Origin of the sequence: Nocardia sp. NBC_00403, from assembly GCF_036046055.1 — a bacterium.
GTDB lineage: Bacteria > Actinomycetota > Actinomycetes > Mycobacteriales > Mycobacteriaceae > Nocardia.
This window is the reverse complement of the sequence record NZ_CP107939.1, coordinates 8,679,234-8,697,547: the sequence shown is the minus strand read 5'-3', so window position 1 is coordinate 8,697,547 and position 18,314 is coordinate 8,679,234. Positions and strand designations below refer to the sequence as shown.

At 67.5% G+C, this 18,314-nt stretch carries 18 protein-coding genes; 8 read left to right on the top strand and 10 right to left on the bottom strand.

The features are described 5' to 3' along the window. The first annotated feature begins 4 nt into the window (after window positions 1-4). Together cobF and OHQ90_RS39175 are read left to right on the top strand one after the other, a co-directional pair. Window positions 5-748, top strand: a complete 744-nt coding sequence (gene cobF / locus OHQ90_RS39180; RefSeq protein ID WP_328406407.1) for a precorrin-6A synthase (deacetylating) — start codon at window positions 5-7, stop codon at window positions 746-748. 165 nt (window positions 749-913) lie between these two features. Further along, complete coding sequence (locus tag OHQ90_RS39175; protein ID WP_328406405.1) at window positions 914-1,780, top strand: Fpg/Nei family DNA glycosylase; 867 nt, start codon at window positions 914-916, stop codon at window positions 1,778-1,780. A 186-nt stretch (window positions 1,781-1,966) separates the two neighbouring features. Here OHQ90_RS39175 and OHQ90_RS39170 read toward each other — a convergent pair whose 3' ends face one another. Genes OHQ90_RS39170 through pdxR form a run of 4 tightly spaced genes read right to left on the bottom strand, consistent with a single transcriptional unit; the run spans window position 1,967 to window position 6,557 of the window. Further along, window positions 1,967-3,469 carry a carboxylesterase/lipase family protein gene (locus OHQ90_RS39170; RefSeq protein WP_328406403.1) on the bottom strand — a complete coding sequence of 501 codons (1,503 nt, stop codon included), beginning with the start codon at window positions 3,467-3,469 and terminating at the stop codon, window positions 1,967-1,969. Window positions 3,470-3,482: 13 nt separating this feature from the next. Next, on the bottom strand, window positions 3,483-4,937 hold the full coding sequence (locus OHQ90_RS39165; RefSeq protein WP_328406401.1) for a dihydrolipoyl dehydrogenase family protein: 1,455 nt from the start codon (window positions 4,935-4,937) through the stop codon (window positions 3,483-3,485). After that, the gene (locus tag OHQ90_RS39160) at window positions 4,934-5,179 is read right to left on the bottom strand and encodes a DUF2630 family protein (protein WP_328406398.1); all 246 of its coding nucleotides are present in this window, start codon (window positions 5,177-5,179) and stop codon (window positions 4,934-4,936) included. The genes OHQ90_RS39165 and OHQ90_RS39160 overlap by 4 nt, the downstream gene beginning before the upstream one ends. A 10-nt stretch (window positions 5,180-5,189) precedes the next feature. Further along, complete coding sequence (gene pdxR, locus OHQ90_RS39155; protein ID WP_328406396.1) at window positions 5,190-6,557, bottom strand: MocR-like pyridoxine biosynthesis transcription factor PdxR; 1,368 nt, start codon at window positions 6,555-6,557, stop codon at window positions 5,190-5,192. An 80-nt stretch (window positions 6,558-6,637) separates the two neighbouring features. On the opposite strand from pdxR, the gene OHQ90_RS39150 reads away from it, so the two are divergent. Further along, window positions 6,638-7,324, top strand: coding sequence for a pyridoxamine 5'-phosphate oxidase family protein (locus tag OHQ90_RS39150; RefSeq protein ID WP_328406394.1), 687 nt, complete (start codon window positions 6,638-6,640; stop codon window positions 7,322-7,324). Window positions 7,325-7,343: 19 nt separating this feature from the next. Here OHQ90_RS39150 and OHQ90_RS39145 read toward each other — a convergent pair whose 3' ends face one another. After that, window positions 7,344-8,246: an NmrA/HSCARG family protein gene (locus OHQ90_RS39145; RefSeq protein ID WP_328406392.1), complete on the bottom strand. Its 903-nt coding sequence runs from the start codon at window positions 8,244-8,246 to the stop codon at window positions 7,344-7,346. Between the two features lie 103 nt (window positions 8,247-8,349). Here OHQ90_RS39145 and OHQ90_RS39140 point away from each other — a divergent pair, with 103 nt between their 5' ends. Further along, complete coding sequence (locus tag OHQ90_RS39140; RefSeq protein ID WP_328406390.1) at window positions 8,350-8,976, top strand: TetR/AcrR family transcriptional regulator; 627 nt, start codon at window positions 8,350-8,352, stop codon at window positions 8,974-8,976. A 186-nt stretch (window positions 8,977-9,162) separates the two neighbouring features. On the opposite strand, the gene OHQ90_RS39135 is transcribed toward OHQ90_RS39140, so the two are convergent. Both OHQ90_RS39135 and OHQ90_RS39130 read right to left on the bottom strand, forming a co-directional pair. Next, on the bottom strand, window positions 9,163-10,668 hold the full coding sequence (locus OHQ90_RS39135) for a hypothetical protein (RefSeq protein WP_328406388.1): 1,506 nt from the start codon (window positions 10,666-10,668) through the stop codon (window positions 9,163-9,165). 5 nt (window positions 10,669-10,673) lie between these two features. Next, a complete protein-coding gene (locus tag OHQ90_RS39130) occupies window positions 10,674-11,456 on the bottom strand; it encodes a crotonase/enoyl-CoA hydratase family protein (protein WP_328406386.1) in 783 nt (260 codons plus the stop codon). A gap of 76 nt (window positions 11,457-11,532) precedes the next feature. Here OHQ90_RS39130 and OHQ90_RS39125 point away from each other — a divergent pair, with 76 nt between their 5' ends. Both OHQ90_RS39125 and OHQ90_RS39120 read left to right on the top strand, forming a co-directional pair. Beyond that, complete coding sequence (locus OHQ90_RS39125) at window positions 11,533-12,207, top strand: TetR/AcrR family transcriptional regulator (RefSeq protein ID WP_328406384.1); 675 nt, start codon at window positions 11,533-11,535, stop codon at window positions 12,205-12,207. Continuing rightward, window positions 12,194-13,813: an acyl-CoA dehydrogenase family protein gene (locus tag OHQ90_RS39120; protein WP_328406382.1), complete on the top strand. Its 1,620-nt coding sequence runs from the start codon at window positions 12,194-12,196 to the stop codon at window positions 13,811-13,813. The genes OHQ90_RS39125 and OHQ90_RS39120 overlap by 14 nt, the downstream gene beginning before the upstream one ends. Before the next feature lie 106 nt (window positions 13,814-13,919). Here the strand turns inward: OHQ90_RS39120 and OHQ90_RS39115 are convergent, their stop codons facing one another. From OHQ90_RS39115 to OHQ90_RS39105, 3 genes are all read right to left on the bottom strand, one after another. Beyond that, window positions 13,920-14,921 (bottom strand): hypothetical protein, encoded by a 1,002-nt coding sequence (locus OHQ90_RS39115; protein ID WP_328406380.1) that lies wholly within the window; start codon window positions 14,919-14,921, stop codon window positions 13,920-13,922. Window positions 14,922-15,043: 122 nt separating this feature from the next. After that, window positions 15,044-15,895: a hypothetical protein gene (locus OHQ90_RS39110; protein ID WP_328406378.1), complete on the bottom strand. Its 852-nt coding sequence runs from the start codon at window positions 15,893-15,895 to the stop codon at window positions 15,044-15,046. A gap of 63 nt (window positions 15,896-15,958) precedes the next feature. Further along, the gene (locus OHQ90_RS39105; protein WP_328406376.1) at window positions 15,959-16,381 is read right to left on the bottom strand and encodes a nuclear transport factor 2 family protein; all 423 of its coding nucleotides are present in this window, start codon (window positions 16,379-16,381) and stop codon (window positions 15,959-15,961) included. 71 nt (window positions 16,382-16,452) lie between these two features. Between OHQ90_RS39105 and OHQ90_RS39100 the strand changes: the two genes are divergently transcribed. Together OHQ90_RS39100 and OHQ90_RS39095 are read left to right on the top strand one after the other, a co-directional pair. After that, window positions 16,453-17,364, top strand: a complete 912-nt coding sequence (locus OHQ90_RS39100; RefSeq protein WP_328406374.1) for a LysR family transcriptional regulator — start codon at window positions 16,453-16,455, stop codon at window positions 17,362-17,364. Window positions 17,365-17,429: 65 nt separating this feature from the next. Further along, window positions 17,430-18,119: a nucleoside/nucleotide kinase family protein gene (locus OHQ90_RS39095; RefSeq protein WP_328406372.1), complete on the top strand. Its 690-nt coding sequence runs from the start codon at window positions 17,430-17,432 to the stop codon at window positions 18,117-18,119. The last annotated feature ends 195 nt before the right edge of the window (window positions 18,120-18,314 follow it).

Genomic DNA, 18,314 nt, shown 5'->3' with positions numbered 1-18,314 from the left:
GCACATGCGCAAGCTCTACGTGATCGGCATCGGCGCCGGCGACCCCGACCAGGTGACGGTGCAGGCCATCAAGGCCATGCGGCAGGTCGAGGTGTTCTTCGTCATCGGCAAGGGCGTCGAGAAGCGGGAGCTCGTCGACGTGCGGACCGCCATCCTGACCGAGCACCTCGCGGGCGATTACCGGATCGTGGAGATTCCCGACCCGCCGCGCGACCGCGTGCCCGCGGACTACCAGGGCGTCGTCGAGGACTGGCACGACCGCCGCTCGGCACTGCTGGAGGAGGCTTTCGCGCAGGTCGACGGAGTCGGCGGCATTCTCGTGTGGGGTGATCCCGCGCTGTACGACAGCACCTTGCGGATTATCGAACGGGTACTCGAACGTGGTGCGCAGAGCTTCGACTACGAGGTGATCCCCGGCGTCACCAGCGCCCAGGCGCTGGCCGCCCGGCACCGGATGGTGCTGCACCGCATCGGCGAACCGGTACACATCACCACGGGCAGGCGCCTGCGCACGGAGGGCCTCGGCCCTGGCTCGAACCTGGTGATGCTGGACGGCGACTGTGCCTTCACCGAAGTCCCCGGCGACAATGTGCACATCTGGTGGGGTGCCTACCTCGGCATGCCCGATGAGACCCTCATCGAGGGCCCGCTGCGTGCGGTCGAGGACGAGATCGTCCGACGCCGTGCGGAATTGCGTGCCGAAAAGGGCTGGATCATGGACATCTACCTACTTCGCGTCGACACATAGCGTGCGCACGAAAGTGGTTGTCGGCGGTAGTGGAACGGTGGTTGCGTAGGGCTGTGGGGCCACGATTTCACTACGCTCGCTTATCCCTGGTTGCGCGCGGAGGTGGGTGGTGTTGCTGCTGCGCATCCAGCTGTTTTGTCGGTGCTCCCGGGTAGCCTGGGATTCGTGCCCGAGCTACCCGAAGTGGAGGCGTTGGCGCAGTTCCTGCGGGAACATGCGGTCGGCGCTGTCGTGGGGCGTGTCGATGTGGCCGCGCTGAGCGCGGTGAAGACGTTCGACCCGCCGGTGACGGCGCTGTCCGGACGAGATGTGACCGGGGCGGGCCGGTTCGGCAAGTTTCTCGGGCTCGAGTGCGGTGGGCTGTGGCTGATCACGCATCTGTCCCGGGGTGGCTGGCTGCGCTGGATCGATGAGCCGAGTGCGACACCGCCGAAACAGGGCAGGGGACCGTTGGCGTTGCGTGTGCACTTCTTCACGCAGGAAGGGGCGACGCCCGCCTTCGATCTGACGGAGGCGGGCACCAAGAAGCGGCTGGCCGTCTATATCGCCGACGACCCGAAGGTGGTGCCCGGCATCGCCCGCCTCGGCCCCGACGCGCTCGACGTCACCGAGGCGCAGTTCGCCGAAATCCTGCACGGCACTTCCCAGCGCATCAAGACCGCGATCGTCGACCAGGCGCTGATCGCCGGGATCGGCAACGCCTACTCCGACGAGATCCTGCACACCGCGCGGATCTCTCCCTTCGCCAACACCAAAACCATGTCGGCGGAATCGATCTCGACACTGTATGCGGCCATGCGGGCCGAGCTCACCGACGCGGTGCAACGATCGGTCGGCCAGGATGCCGCCCGCCTCAAGGGCGAAAAGCGTTCCGGCATGCAGGTACACGCGCGCACCGGGCTGCCGTGTCCGATCTGCGGCGACACTGTCCGCGAGGTCTCCTACGCCGAGCGCTCGTTCCAGTACTGCGCGACCTGCCAGACCGGCGGCAAGGTACTGGCCGATCGGCGGATGTCGCGGTTGTTGAAGTAGCCGACCGGTATGGCGAGCAGGCCGGTGTGCAGCCGGATGTCGGGTCGTGGACAGCGCCTATCCGCGGTCACGCCCCAGTTATTGCTCGGTTGACCACACCGCACTCGGCGGCAGCACGGGCTGCCGGTCAGCGCCATGTGCAGACGTCGCCCTGGTGCATCGCTCGCGACCGGTCCGGTTCGGACCTCACGTCAGCGTCGGCACTCCGATGCCTTGCCAGGCACTGCGTTTCGCTGAGTCAGGGTCGTTTTCCAGCCGGGTCGGATCATCGATGATCAAGGTGGTGCGGCGGTCCTCGGTGTAGGCGGGCCACGACGGCAGGGGTACGCCGTTGCGGGCGAAGGACAGCCAGTTGTCCTGGAACTGGCGGGTCACGGCGCGCAGGCCACGGCGACCGCCCGCTGCGGTGATGGCCCGCCCGAAGGGGGAGTCGACCGCGCCGAAGACCGGGATCAAGTCGGTCGCGTGGGTCGCGCCGACGCCCGCGAGATGGAATGCGCGCGGGGCGAAATCGTAGCGGTAGGCATACGTGGGTGCGTGGCGGCTGTGGCCTTCCATCGCGGTGACCGAGGGCCGCCAGAAGACGTAGTCGCCACCCATGCGCACCGCGACCTTCGGCGCGGGATAGCCGGGATACGCGGCGGTGACCCGGGATTCTGCTTCGTCGCCCGCCCGCGACAGCAGCCGGTGCAGTCGGTCGGGGTCGGTGGGCAGTTCATCGGCGAACCTCGCGAACAGGGTGCCTTCCTCGCGATTGGTGCCGATGATGAGCGGCACCCGGTGTGCGGTGCCGTCGGTGATCGCCTCGATCGGGGCCCTCGGTAGATAGGCGCCGTCGACTGTCGGTGCGATGGGGAACAGGCCGGGGTGTTCGCGCAGCACCCGCCCGCTGCTCCGGTCGACCGCGCGGCGAATGTCGTTCGCGTCGGCCGCGATCAGCGCGTCGGCCGCGTTTTCCGCAGTGGCACCGAGAGCTTCGACGCAGCGGCGGGCGAAGGCGCGGGCATCATCGGAACTCATCGCCCAATCGGCGGGCGGGCTCTGTGCGATGCCGCGGTGGAACAACCCCTCGGCCGCGGGTGTGGCCAGCAGCGAGAGCACCGCGTGTGCGCCCGCGGATTCACCGAAGATGGTGACATTGCCGGGATCGCCCCCGAATGCCGCGATATTGCGCTGCACCCATGCCAATGCGGCGACTTGATCGCGTAACCCGAGGTTGGCATCGAAAGGCCGCTCCGGCGTGCCGAATTCGCCGAAGTCGACATAGCCGAACGCGCCGAGTCGGTAGTTCAGCGACACCACGACGACATCGCCGCGCACCGCCAGCCGCGCGCCCGAATACAGGCTCAGCGCCGACGTGCCGATCACATAGCCACCGCCGTGGATGAACACCAGCACCGGACGTGGTGTCGACGAGTGCTCGGCCGGTGCAACGACATTGAGTGTCAACGAATCTTCGCTGGTCGGCTGGTAGCGGCGCGGCCCGATCCGCGCACCGGACCTGTGCTGCATCGCGGCCGAACCGAATCGCGTCGCCTCCCGGACGCCGGTCCACGGGACTACCGGTTGCGGTGCACGAAAGCGCAGGTCTCCCACCGGAGCTGCCGCGTATGGAAGGGATCGCCAGCGCACCACACGACGGCCGCGGTGACCGCGGACAACTCCGTCGGCGGTCGTGATATCTGCCATCTACCGATGGTAACTACGTTCGACGTGCTTCCAACAGGCGTAGCCAGAGCTCGCTTACCGTCGGGTAGGAAGGCACTGCGTGCCACAGTGTTGCCAGCGGTACCTTGCCGACCACGGCAATGGTCGCCGCGTGGATGAGCTCGCCGACCTCGGGGCCGACGAAGGTCGCACCGAGCACGGTGTCGGCGGCGGCGTCGATCACCAGCTTGGCGCGCCCGGAATAGTCGTCGCGCGCCAATGACGAACCGGCGACGGCGATGTCGATCTCCACGGTCTCCACCGAATACCCAGCTGTGCGCGCCGCCGCCTCGGTGAGTCCGACCGAGGCGACCTCGGGTGCGGTGAATACGACCTGCGGTACCTGCTGGTGATCGGCGGTCGCGGCGAACCGCGCATCGGAAAGCTTCCGGCCCTCCGCCCGTGCGGCAATGACATCCCCACACACTCTGGCCTGGTATTTGCCCATGTGTGTCAATGCGACGCGCCCGTTCACATCGCCCACCGCGTACAGCCAGTCGCCTTCGACACCGCGCACGGCCAGCCGGTCGTCCACCGCGACCGGGCCATCGGGCAATCCGACCGTGGCCAGGCCGAGTGCTTCGGTGGCCGGTCCGCGCCCGGCGGCCACCATGATCTCGTCGGCCTCGATCCGGGCACTATCCGGATCCACGTCATCGCCACGCAACCGCACGGTCACCGGGCCGCCGTGGATGCGCCCCTCGCCGGTGTCCTTCGCGTCCGCGCGCGCCACCTGCGCGGGCTGGGTCCGGAAGCGGACCCGGACACCCGCGTCGGCCAATCCGGCGGCCACGCGCTCCCGTGCGAACGGTTCGGCATTGCCGAGTAATGAATTCCCGCGCACCAGCAGCGTGACCTCCTCGGCACCGAGACCGGCCAGCCAGGTCGCGGCCTCACAGGCGACGACACCGCCGCCGACGATCACCACCCGCCGGGGGACTTCGTGCAGGTTGGTGGCATCCCGGGAGGTCCACGGGAGTGCCTCGCGCAGGCCGGGAATGTCCGGAACGCTGGCGGTGGTTCCGGTAGCCAGCACCACGGCGTGCCTGGCGCGCAGCGTGCGGCCCCCGACCTCGACGAGCCGTGCACCGGCCAGGCGGCCGCTGCTGCGGATCACGTCGATCCGGTTGTCGGTGGCCCACTGCACCTGCGAGCTGTCATCGTGGTTGTGGGTGAAGCTGTCTCGTCTGCGCAATACCGCTTCGACGTCCAGGCCGCTCGCGGAGATTCCGGCCATTGCCCGGGCGCTCGCCAACAGGTGCACGGGTCGCAACAGCGCCTTGCTCGGCATGCAGGCCCAATATGAACATTCGCCACCGACCAGTTCGCGCTCCACGATGGCTGCGGTGCGCTCGCTACCCGCGATGGCGTAGGCGGCCGCGTTCTCCCCGGCAGGCCCACCACCGATCACGATGACGTCGTACTCGGTGGTCTCCGGCCCCGAGGTCACTGCAGATAGCCCTCGACCTGACGGGCCGAATTGACCTGTGCATCGTCGGGCGAGCCGCCCTGATCGATGCGCGCCCGCCGGTGCCGCAGCAGATCCCAGGCCTGATCGAGCATGACTTCGAGCTCCGCGAGTTGCTGCCGCTCGGTGATCGGATCTACCTCACCGGCCGTCGCTCTGGACCGCAGATCGTGCTCGCGGTCGACCAAATTCTTGATACGCGCCAGGATGTCCTGTTCGGTCATGGAGACCATGCTACGACCGGGCCAGGCAATCTCCGGCCAACGGAATGGCGATCTCCAGGTCGGCCCAGCTGAGCGCGGTGTAACCGAGGGCGACGCCGAAGGACCGTTGGGCGCCGATGTGGTGGCGGGCCAATCCGTCGAGGGCGATGCCGCGCGCCCGGCCCTCGGCGATGGCCTGTTGCTCGGCCGCCGCCGATGTCAGCGGCACCACGATATGCGAACCCGCGTCGTCGCCGACCACCTCGAGACCCCGCCGGCGCAGCTCATCGACCACCAGTGCCCGGCGCGGCGGCAGGGCACGGCGCAGCCTGCGCAGGTGTCGCGCCAGGTCGCCGTGCCTGGCGAATTCGACGAGCACTTGCTGGCCCGCGGGACTCGGCCCGGTGCCGGTCAGCTCCCGGTGCGCGAGCACCGCGTCGGCGATCTCCGGCATTGCGACCAACCAGCCGGTTCCCAGGCTCGGTGACAAGATCTTGCTCGTGGTGCCCAGGTGCACCACCACGTCCGGTGCCATTGCCGCGAGCAACGGCAAAGGCGCTGTGTCGTAGCGCAGCTCGCCGTCGTAGTCGTCCTCGATGATGGGCACGCCTGCTTGTCGGGCGAATTCGACGAGCTGAACCCGGCGTGCCGCCGGCATGCGCGCGCCGATCGGAAACTGGTGTGCCGGTGTGCAATACACCGCTTTGATGCCGGGCGGCAGCAGCTCGACCCGCAGTCCCTCGGCATCGACGGGGACGGGCAGTACCCGGACCCCCGCGGCCAGGAACGCGCCCGCGGCGCGTTGATAGCCGGGGTCCTCCATCGCGATCGCATCGCCGGGTCGCAGCAGCGCGGCGGCGAGTTCGCTGACCGCCGAACTGGTTCCGGCAGTGGCGAGCACGACGGTGTCGCTGTTCGCGCCGAGACCGCGGTGCCGCAGCAGGTGTTCGGCGATCGTCGACCGGAACTCCGGCTCACCGCCGCGGTCCTTGCGGACCATCGGGGCGATGTCGGAGGCGGCCCGCCAGGCCCGTCGCCAGGCCGGCTGGTGGATGGCTTCGACGCAGGGTGCGCCGGGGCCCAGGTCGAGAAGCTCCGGGGTGTCCGTCGATCCGGATAAGGCGCTCGGCCGGGTAGGGCTCGCGACGGGGGCGGTGGTCAGGTAGGTGCCCGACCCGCGCTTGCCTGCGATCCAGCCCTCGGCGTGCAGCTGGTCATAGGCCGCGGCGACGACCGTGCGGCTCACTCCGAGCCGCTGCGCGAGCGACCGCGAGGAAGGCAGCCGGTCGTCGGTCCGTAGCACGCCGGTGCTCGCCGCGGCCCGCAAACCTGCTGCGACCTGCGCGGATAGCGGCTGCGCGGCATCGCGATCGAGCACGAGCGGGAGCTCGTCGAGCACTGGGCCCTCCAGAATTGGACTGTTGATTTTTCCTTGAATTGGCTATTTCGAAGTGCCACTTTCCGCTTCAGGATAGTGCTATGACCAAGTCGATCACTTCCCGGCCCCCGCTCTCGCCGACCCCGCGCAGCACGCCGACCCGCGCAAAGGAGCGAGCCAGGACCGAAAGGGCCGACCTGGACGCGGTCCTCGACGCGGGACTGGTCTGCCATCTCGGTGTGGTGCTCGGCGGCTCTCCCGTGGTGATCCCCACCGTCTACGGGCGTGCCGGCGACACGCTCTACTTGCACGGCTCGACCGGTGCAGGCAACCTGCGGGCCGCACTCGACGGCGATATCTCCATCGCCGTCACCCTCGTCGACGGCCTCATCTACGCGCGCTCGGCCATGCACTTCTCGATGAACTATCGCTCGGCAGTGGTGCGCGGCCGCGCCGTGGAGGTGACCGACCCCGAAGCGCGGATGCACGCGCTGCGCATAGTGATCGAGCACTCCGCACCCGGCGCATGGGATCGGGTCCGCAAGCCCAACAAAAAGGAACTGGCCGCAACCAAGGTGCTCGCGCTCGATCTCACCGAGGCGTCGGTGAAGGTCAGGACCGGTGGCCCGAACGACGATCCCGAGGACATCGAGGCCGGCGGTGTATGGGCGGGCGTGCTGCCCGTGCGTCAGGCGTGGGATACGCCGGTGCCTTCGGCGGATCTCGAGCCCGGCATCGAGGTGCCGCGGGATGTGCTCGACCGCGCAGACGCCGTCACGGCATCCTGATCACACCTCGCCCCGCGGCTCAGGGCTGGTTGCCCAGGAGTGTGTCGAATTTCGCTTTGCCTTCTTTGGTGAGCCAGGTGTCGAAGGTCATGAGTGTGGGGTGCAGTTTTCGTAGGGCGGGGATGTCGGCCTGCCAGCCGCCTTTTTCGTTGGCGACGATGTAACCCGCGATCGCGTCGGGGTCTCGTCCTTGGAGTGCTTCTCGTGGGATGTGACGGTAGGTGACGGGGTGTCCGGTGACATTGGTGATCGCGTCGACTATCTGTGGCATGGTCAGTTCGTCGCCCGCCAATTCGATTGCCTTACCTAGGTATTCGTGCGGGCTGCCGAAGGCCAGTGCGGCGAAGGCGCCGATATCGCTCACGGCGATGAGCTGCACGGGAACTTCGGGGAGGAAGACATCGGCGAGGGTGCTGTCTCGCACGCCGAGTTGCGGGTCGGCCTGGTTCTCCATGAACCTGACCGGGCGCAGGATCGTTGCGGGCAGGCCGAGGTTGTCGATGTGCCGCTCGACTTGCCGCTTGCTCTCCCATCGTCGAATGCCGGTCTTGCGGTCCGCGCCGCCGACGGAGGCGTAGATAAAGTGTTGAACGCCAGCGGCTTTCGCTGCGTCGGCCACGTTGACGCCCAGTCGGATTTCGTCATCGATGGTGAATTCGGTTGGGGTGCCGGGATAGCCCTGGGTCGGCTGGACGCTGAAGACTCCGTACGCGTCCCGCATCGCGGCATCGAGCGAGGTGCGGGAGTCCATGTCGCCCGGCGCGAGTTCGGCACCGGCCTCGGCTAGTGCCTGAGCCGCTCGGCTGCACGGCGTGCGGACGAGCACCCGGACCCGCCAGCCATTCGCGAGCAGGTGTCGCGCCGCGGCGCCGCCCTGCCATCCGGTGGCGCCCGTTACGAGAATCGGGTGTTCTGCAGGCATGTCTTCCTCCATCGTGGCCCACCACGGTCAATCGGGGAGTGTCCCCGTTTTCCCACTGTTACGATATGGGGACTATCCCCGTTTGGCAATCCGAGAGAGACTCGTGACGAAACCGAAGGGCCAGGACGCTCTCGCCCAGCGTCCGATGCGCGCCGACGCGCGGCGTAACTACGAACAGCTGCTTGTCGCCGCCAGGACCGCGTTCGCCGAACACGGCATCGACGCGTCTCTCGACGACATCGCCCGGCGTGCCGAAGTCGGAAACGCGACGCTCTACCGGCACTTCCCGACACGGCAGGCACTGCTGGAAGCTGTTCACCGCGACCAGATCGAGGCACTCTCGGAAGAGGCCAGGGAGCTGCTTACCGCGCAAGCACCGGGCGAGGCACTGGCCACCTGGTTGCGGGCTGTCGCTGCCCACGGAAGTACCTCACGTGGGCTGGTTGCCGCACTGACGGCCGCCCTGCACAACGAGGGATCGGATATGTCGTGGTGCCGCGAAACGATATTCGCCGCCGCGACAGCACTGCTCACCCGAGCTCGGCAGTCCCGAGCCGTGCGCCCTGATATCACGGCGGCGCAACTACTCAAACTCGTCAACGCGATCGCCTTCGTCACCGAGCGAGAGTTGGACGGCGGCGAGCAAGCCGAACAGCTGATCTCATTGGTAATGGACGGCATTCGTTTCCGGGAGCCGGTCACAGCTTCGCCGGTAGTCGACGAAGACTAGGGCGATCCGCGGAGCTGCGGACCGTCCGGTCACTGTGCATTCGCCAAGCGATTCACCGCGCGCGATGTGTGCGCCTGACGGGCTCGAAAACTACCCTCATCCAGCCTCGACTACCCACGGAACGACGACGAGTGCGCGGCGCCGCTTGCGCCGCCGGACGCGCCGGGCGTCGGATAGATCGGCTCGTCACCACATGGTGAGCGGCAATTGCCGATCTGCTGCTGTCGTGCGAACGAGATCCCTTAACGCTGAGGTGGATTCGATGCGGGTGGAGTCGAGGCCGACCAGCGACAAGACGTAGTCGTCGGCAATGCGGCACAGGTAGCCGGATAGGCGGGTGCGGGGGAGCAGGTTCGCGGTGAGGCCGGGGTGGATGGCGCGGGCGGCGACGCCGGTGCAGTGGTGTGGGCCGAGGGTGCGCAGGGACGCGGGGAGGGTTCCGATATTGGAGCACAGGATGTCTCGTTCACCGGCGCCCTTGGACAGCGCGTAGGCCCAGCGGTCGGGAATCACCTGTAGCAGCTCCTCGGGCATGCCGCCGGGGCTGGACATGCGACGCTCGTAGGCGATGCGGGACTTCTCGCGCATCGTCGCGGGGGTATCGGCGCGGTCGATGGTGATCTCCGTCATCGCGAGATCGTTGTCGACACGGGGTTCGTCTCGAGTGTCGACGGGGAGGCTGGCGTCGATCGTCGCGTGGGGGAATCCAGTGGCCCACAGTATGTTCGCGACCAGCCAGATGAACAGGCTGTTGGCGGTACCGCCCTGTGCGGCGGCCGCCTGGTCCCAGTCGGATACCGCGCACCGCATGATCGCGCTGTGCGTCGGTGCAATGCTGGAACCGGCGCGGGTACGGTCGGCTGGGGCTGTCCTGGGGCGTGCTGGAATGCCATTGCGAAATGCGCGGGCAGTGCCGCGCAACACGATCGACCACTGTCGCAGCGCATCGGCCCAATCCGATTTCGAGGCAATGGAATTAGTCGATTGATTGGCGAGGATCGCCGAATCGATCGGGTCCGATCCGCTCGGCGTGTAGTCGACGGCGCGGGTGGCGCCGGCTCGAGGTGATTGCCGTGCTGTCGAGCTCGTGCCGGAGCCGCCGTCGGATGCGGGGGGATGCCTTGCGGCTCGGCTGCGCAGGGCTTCGTCGACGGCGAGGACGAGTGCGCGGCCGTCGGCGATGGCGTGTGAACAGGTCAGGGAGACAAGGGTTCCGCCGTCGTCGAGGGCTACGGCCGACAGTCGCCACCCGGGGCCGAACTCGGGGTCGAGGTCGGCGCCTCGGCTGTCGGCCCAGTCGAGCAGTGTTTCGGTGCGGATCGGCTGGGTGGTGCTGTCGAGCGGGTGGGCCCTGGTGTTGGGTCGCCAGGACCGTCGGGCGCCGGGTACGCGCGGGCGGATCACGCGGCGGCCCAACGGCCCTGTGCACAAGGCGGTGTGGACCTCCTGGAGCAGCCGTGGGTCGATGCGGTCGGCCGTGCGCCAGAGACCCTGTAGGGCGATCGGGGTGCCGAGGCCGCGATGAGTGCGCAGGAAGATTTCGTCGACGACGCTCAGTCGACGGCTGCTGCCGAGCCGATCCGTGGGGTCGAATCGCTCGGCGTCATCGTGTCGATTGCTGTCGTCGTGGCGGTTGCTGCCGCCGGGGCGGTCGGTGCCGCCGGGGCGATTCCGTGTGCTGGGTCGGCCCATCCGGGTCAGGCGCGTGCGCCGTGTCGGCCTGCGCCCGCGGCGAATCGCTGGGCGCCCTCCAGAGCCCCGTCGGCAAGGGCGGTCATGCCGTGCCGAAACTCATTGCGGATCGCGGCTTCCTCGTCGAGGCCGTCCTGTTCGAGCATCGACATCCGATCGGAGCGCAGGCAGGTTTGCGGCAGCGCGGCCAGTTGGGCGGCGACCTCCTCGGCGGCCCGGCGCGCATCACCGGTCGGCACCACGCGATTCACCAGGCCCATCTGCAAGGCCTCGGGTGCGCCCACCGCGCGGCCGGTCAGCACCAGATCCATCGCACGCCCTGTCCCGATGATGCGCGGTAGCCGCACGGTGCCGCCGTCGATCAGTGGCACGCCCCAGCGGCGGCAGAATACGCCGAAGGTGCTGTCCTGCTCGGCGATTCGCAGATCGCACCAGAGCGCGAGCTCGAGGCCGCCTGCCACCGCGTAACCGGAGACGGCGGCGATCACGGGCTTGGACAGCTTCATGCGGGTGGGGCCCATGGGGCCGTCACCGTCTTCGATCGGCCGGTTGGAGTTCTCGGTGCCGAGCGCTTTGAGGTCCGCGCCCGCGCAGAAGGTGCCGCCATCACCCCATAGCACCGCGACAGACGCGATGGGATCGGCGTCGAAGGCGCGGAACGCGTCGGCGAGCGCGGCGGCGGTCGGGCCGTCGACGGCATTGCGCGCGGCGGGGCGATGCAGGATGACGGTGGTCACGGGTCCGGAGTGTTCGACACGGACGGCGGGACCGCTGGCTTGGTCAGTCACGTACACGACCATACGACGTACAACAGCCTGGAAACAGTCCTTGCGCCAAGAAATGAATCTGTGTTTCACTTCTTGCGTGGTGTACCGCAGAACCCCTGCCGTGCAGGCCCGCCTCGATGCGCAGGCCGCGCTGATCGTGCAGGCCGCGACGAAGGTCCTCTCCAGAGAGGGCTTTGCCGGGCTGTCCATGGTGGCGGTCGCGAACGAGGCCGCAGTGGCGACCGGGACGGTGTACAAGCATTTCGAAGGCAAGTCCGAACTGGTGAGTGCGGTCTTCCGGAGGGTGGTCGCCCGTGAGGTCGCCGCCGTCACCGCCGCGGCCGCGGAACGGATCGCGGATGCCGACACCGCAGCCTCCGCGGTCGAACGCGTCACCGCCGCGGTGGAAACCTTCGCGGGGCGTGCGCTGAAGAACCCGAAGCTCGCCTACGTACTGCTCGTCGAACCGGTCGATGCGGCTGTCGACAACGAGCGCCTGCACTTCCGGCGCGCTTTCGCCGAGGCCTTCGAATCGGCTATCACCGAGGGTGTCTCGCGTGGGGAACTGCCCGCACAGGACGCGCGAACCAGCGCCGCCGCATTGGTCGGTGCGATCGGTGAGGTGCTCGTCGGTCCGCTGGCCCACGCACCACACGGCGAATCCGTTGTCCCCGAACTCGTTGCCTTCGCGATGCGCGCGCTAGGCGTGCGCGATGATCAGAGCGCCCCGGGCGCTCGAGAGAAACAGGAGTTGTCCGATGCCGACGCATGAAGTCTTCAACCAGGTTCCGAACATCGTGCCTTTCGACGTCTCGCAGAACCCGGCGCTGCTGGAGGGCCTGCACCGTGAGGGCGCGGGCTGGGCCGAGCAGGAGGTGCGTGAACTCGGCAGGCTCGCGGGCGGTTTCGCGGCGCAGGAGTGGGGTCGGCTGGCCAACGAGTATCCGCCGGTGCTGCACACCCACGACCGCTACGGCAATCGCATCGACGAGGTCGAATTCCACCCGCACTGGCACGACCTGATGAATGTCGCGGTCTCGCACGGACTGCACGGCTCACCCTGGCTCGACGACCGGCCCGGCGCTCATACCGCCCGTGCGGCCAAGTTCTACACCTGGGGTGTCGCCGACGCGGGCCATATGTGCCCGATCTCGATGACCTACGCGGTGGTGCCCGCGCTGCGCCACAATGCGGAGCTCGCGGCGAAATACGAACCGCTGCTCGGTTCCAGGACCTACGACTTCGGCCTTCGTGAGCCGTCGACCAAGGCCGGGCTCATCGCGGGCATGTCGATGACCGAAAAGCAGGGCGGCTCCGACGTCCGCGCCAACACCACCACCGCGACTCCGCAGCCCGACGGCAGCTACCGGCTCGTCGGACACAAATGGTTCACCTCCGCGCCCATGTCGGACATGTTCCTCACGCTGGCGCAGGCGCCCGGCGGCCTGTCCTGCTTCCTGCTGCCCAGGGTGCTGCCCGACGACACCCGCAATCCGATTCGGATCCAACGACTCAAGGACAAGCTCGGCAACAAGTCCAACGCCTCCTCGGAGATCGAATACGAGAACGCCACCGGCTGGCTGGTCGGCGCGGAGGGGTCCGGGGTCAAGACCATCATCGAGATGGTCAATATGACCCGCCTCGACTGTGTGATCGGCTCGTCGACCGGCATGCGCATCGGTGCGGTGTACGCGGTGCACCACGCACGGCACCGGGATGTCTTCGGCAAGAAGCTGATCGATCAGCCCGCGATGCGCAATGTGCTCGCCGACCTGGTGATCGAATCCGACGCCGCGACCACCGTGATGATGCGCCTGGCGGGCGCCACCGATCGGGCAGGCCAGGATCCGGCCGAGGCGGCGCTGCGCCGAATCGCCTTGGCGGTCACCAAGTACTGGGTGTGCAAGCGTGCGCCTTCGCACGCGGCCGAGGCACTGGAATGCTTCGGCGGCAATGGCTATGCCGAAGAATCCGGGATGCCGCGCCTCTACCGCGAGGCTCCGCTGATGTCGATCTGGGAGGGCTCCGGCAATGTCGCCGCCCTGGACGCGTTGCGCGCCATGGGTCGTCAGCCCGAGACCGTCGAGGCGTACTTCAACGAGGTCTCGCTGGCCCGGGGTGCGAACCCCCGTCTCGACGACGCCATCACCCGCGTCGGCAAGGAACTCTCCGACCTCAGCGATATCGAATACCGCGCACGCCGCATTATCGAACTCATGGCCCTCGTCCTGCAGGGCGCGCAACTGGTCCGCCACGGCCACCCCGCCGTCGCGGACGCCTTCTGCGCCACCCGATTGGGCGACGACTGGGGCATCGCCTTCGGCACCCTGCCGACGGGCGTGGACACCGGCGCCATCATCGAACGCGCCTTCGTCTGATCGGCGCCGCGCTGGTCGAGTGCCCGCTCGACCAGCGTCGCCGTGATCCCTTCGTTTGCTCATGCGAACAACAGTGTGCTGCGGCGTGGTCGAAATCTCGACTGGGTCAGCTGGTTTGATCGGGGCCGGGAGATGGCCGTTTGGTGGCCGGGTCGGGGGCCGCCGGTTGGGGGGCAGCCTCGGGCGGTGCCTGTTGGGAGGCGGCTTCGGTAGAAGCCTGTCGAGGGGCCGGTGATGGTTGCTGGGGCTCGGGAGCCGGCTGTGGGGAAGCCGAGGGTTGCTGCGGCTCAGGTGCCGGCTGTGCGGGGCCAGACGATGGCCGCGTAATGACGATGGGCATGCGCAGCGGTATCTGGATGGGTCCGGCCGGGCGATTGCGTACCCACTGGGCGATAGCGGCCACGGCCGAAACCACCGCCATCGCGCCGGCGAACCATGCCCAAGAGGTGAGACCGGCGGTGGTCCAGGTGTACCTGCGGACGCCGGGCAGTGCGTAACCGCTGTTGCCGGAGGCCCAGCGCACTATCATGCCGACCTGGCTGCCCAGATCCCGCGTGGGGCCGTTTCCGACCATGTTCCGCACGTCGGGCGCTTTGCCGTTCATGTGGACCAAGGCGAAGACGACGAAAAGCGACAGGGCTATCGAGGAACCCATCACCAAAGTCGAAAGCGCCTGAGTGTGCGCCCTCAGATTGACGACTGCGGCGACGATGATAACGGCGATGGTGATGCACGCGAGAACAGCCCAGGTGCCGTTGATCTTCGCGGCAGGCGGTGGCGATCCCGACCACAGGGCCACGAGGGAGCTGGATATTTCGAATTTCCCGAACGGGGTGGCTTTGATCTTGCCGTCGGTCGAGGAAGCGTTGACCCATGGCTGGAACAGCGCGTACAGCGTGATGACGCTTCCGATCGCGGCGCCCAGGTAGCCCCAATTGCCGCGGCACAAGACAAGTAGCGGTCGGAGCATGGCAAGTAACGGTCGGAGCGTGGCAAGGGTGCTCGCGATGTCGACCTGACGTCGTGGCGCACCGCCTGCTGCTCGGCTGGGCGAAACAGCCTGCGCCTGTGGAGTTTTGCCCGCTTGCCAGGGCGTCGGCTGCACCATTGGTCCAAGTTTAGGAGTCATCCCATGGTGTAGTTCAGCCCGAACCCACCGCCGGTGGGAAGCTCGGATCGGTCGGCGCATCCGTCCGGCCGGGGGTCACCATGCGGTAGAGATTTTCCGTGTCACTCGGGTGGTTCGCGTGTGGGCGCTGGAGTGGGTGTGGGTGCAGGTGCAGGTGCAGGTACCGACGATGGCCGCGTAATGACGACGGGCATGCGCAGCGGTATCTGCAGCGGTATGTGAATGGGTCCGGCCGGGCGGTTGCGGACCCACTGGGCGATGGCCGCGACGGCCGAAACCACCGCGATCGCGATGGCGAACCATGCCCAGGCGGTGAGACTGGCGGTAGTTATCGAAACTTGGCGGATACCGGGCATCGGGTAATTGCCGTTGCCGGAAGCCCAGCGCATCAGCAGGCCGATCTGGCTGCCCAGATCTGTCGGGCGTCCGTATCCGAGCATCGCCCGCAATTCGGGGGCTTTGCCGTTCATATGTACAACGGCGAAGGCAATGAATAGTGCCATGGCCACCGAAGATCCTGCGGCCAAATGCGACAGTGCCGTTGTGCGAGCCCGAAGATTGACAGCCACGGCGAACAGTGTGACGGCGATGGCGACGCAGGCCAGGACGGCCCACATGCCGTTGACTTTCGCCTGCGGCGGTGGTGCTCCCGACCACAGGGCGACAAGGGAGCTGGATATTTCGAATTTCCCGAAAGGGGTGGCTTTGATTCTGCCGTCGAGCGTGGCAGCGTTTACCCACGGTTGGAACAGTGTGAAGAAAGTAATGATGCTCCCGACTGCGGCGACCACGTAGCCCCAATTTCCGCGGAGCGGGGCCAGATGCGGTCGAAGCGCGGCTATTGCGTTCTGGACCTCGACTCGACGCCGTGGTGCGCCGCGTGCAGTCGGGGCGGGCGGGTCGACCCGCCCGGGTGGATTTTTGCCCGTTTGCCAGGGAGTTGGCTGTGTCATCCGCCCGAGTTTAGGAAAAGTGATCGATATTCTCCGGGTCCGGGCTTGCCGCCCATGGGAAGTTCACACTTGTTGACGACGGCCGCCCGCGGGCGGTTCGAGTACGCGTTCGACCAGTGCGGTGTCGCAGTGCTCGATCAGTTCGGTGAGCTGTCCGTCCGCGAGTCGGAAGATCATGCAATAGGTCTGTTCGTACGGCTCGCCGCTAATTGTGATCGCGTGGCCGCGGACCTGTGCCACGACGTGGTCGTCTTCAGCGATGATGAAGTCTGCTGTGCTCCGGTATTCGGTGAACTGCGCCATGAGTGGGCGCAGAAGTTCTTTCAGCACAATGGTTTTCGGCTCCCAGCTGCCGGACCACGACCAGTTCCCCGGAAAAGTCCAGCGGAAGTCGTCGGCCATGGCATCGCTCATCGCCCGCGTATTGCCCTGTGCCATCTGATCGAAGATGTGCTCGATCAGTTTCTTGTTTTCGGCTGCGCTCATGGATTCGACGGTATGCAGTTCCTCGACATGCGACAAGCGAGAGTCTCGCATATTTGGTATGAGTAGATCGCATGGGTGAATTCACGATTGTCGGCTTGCGTGTGGTTCGTGAGGCCGGCCGATGTCGATCGTTCTCGACCGCCGCCGAGAATCTCGGCTACACGCAGTCGGCGGTGTCCAGGCAGATAGCCCTGATGGAGCAGGCGGCGGGCAAGACGTTGTTCGAACGACACGCCCGCGGGGTCCGGCCGACGGATGCGGGGCGGATCATCCTTCGGCACGCGGAAACGGTGCTCGCCGGGATCGGCGCGGCCCGGCACGACCTCGAGGAGCTCGTCGCGCGTCCGCCGGCGCTGCTTCGTGTCGGCGCGTTCTCGACTGCAATGGCGGCGCTGGTGCCAAGGGCCATTGCCGCCACGTCCACCCGACTGGCCCGGGTGCCGCTGCGTGAGGGGACCAGCCCGCGGCTGCTCGCCGCGGTCGCCCGGGGTCGGCTGGATCTGGCCGTGGTGACCGCAACACCGAACCTGCCCGGCGACCTCGTGCTCGAATCGCTGCTCGACGATCCGCTGCTCATCGCGGTCGGGCCGGGCCACGCTCTCGCGGATCGTGTCAGCGTGACGCCGGCGGAGTTGCGCAGCGAGCGCTGGATCGCGGGCAGCACCGAGTTGAACAGCACCTTGCTCGGTGTGTTCGGCGACGCCACCTGGGAGCCCGACATCGCCTTCGTCGCACGCGACTGGTTTGCCAAGCTCGGTCTGGTCGCGGCGGGTATGGGCATCACCGTGGTGCCCGGCATCGCGGTGCCGGTGCTTCCGCCGACGATCGCGCTCGTCCGCATCGACCATCCCGCGGCGGTGCGCGGCACGGCCGTCGTCTATCGATCCGAGGCCGGAGCCACCGAGCCGCGTCGCATGTTCACCGAGGCGCTGCGCGATGGCGCGGCCGAGCTGTCCGCCGAGGTGCGGCAGCGACTCCGATAGCCGACTTCGCCGGCCACGGGGGCAAATTCGCGGCAGCGGTGCGCAGTCTGAGTACTGTGGCTCCGATGACGCGGACTACCGTCGAAATGCCTGTGCGCTCGCTCGTCGAGCACCTGCGGATAAGGGCGGCGGCGTGCGCCCGCCGGTATGTGCTCGGTATCGCGGGGCCGCCGGGGGCGGGCAAGTCCACGCTGTCCAAGTCCATCCGGGACGAGCTGAACATTCGAGCGGGCGTGCCGATCGCCGAGATTGCGCCGATGGACGGCTTCCATTTGCCGAACGCGGCGTTGCGCGCGACGGGCGATGTCGAGCGCAAGGGCGAACCGCATACCTTCGATGTCGACGGCTACCTCGACACGTTGCGCCGCCTGCGCGATACCCCGATCGGCGAGCCGGTGCCATGGCCGACTTTCGACCGTGCCATCGAGGAGCCGACGCAGGCCGGCGTCGTCTTCGACGGGCACGAGATCGCCATCACCGAGGGCAACTACCTGCTCTTGGACGATCGCGAATCCAGCTCGTGGTGCCGGGTGCGCCCGCTGCTCGACGAAGTCTGGTACCTGGACGTCGATCGGGACGTGATCGCACAGCGCCTGATACGCCGCCATATTCGCGGCGGCCGCAGCGCCGACGCCGCCCGAATCAAGGTGCGCGACAGCGATCTGCCCAATGCCGACCTGATCGCGGGCACGAGGCAGCGCGCCGATCTGGTGCTCCGTCAGCGCGAGGGCCGCTACTACACCGCGGATGCCTGAGGTCTCGATACCCGGACATTCGTCCGGGTCGAAACGGCTCGGCGAGTGCTGCGGCTCGACGGCAATCTTGGACCGATGAAGCAGTCTCGGCGAATCTCCGGGCTCGCGCACCCGACGCGCAACACGGCGACACCAGCATTACCCGCCCACTGGAGGCCGCAGGCGTGCGAAACACCCGGCATGACAGACGTTTCC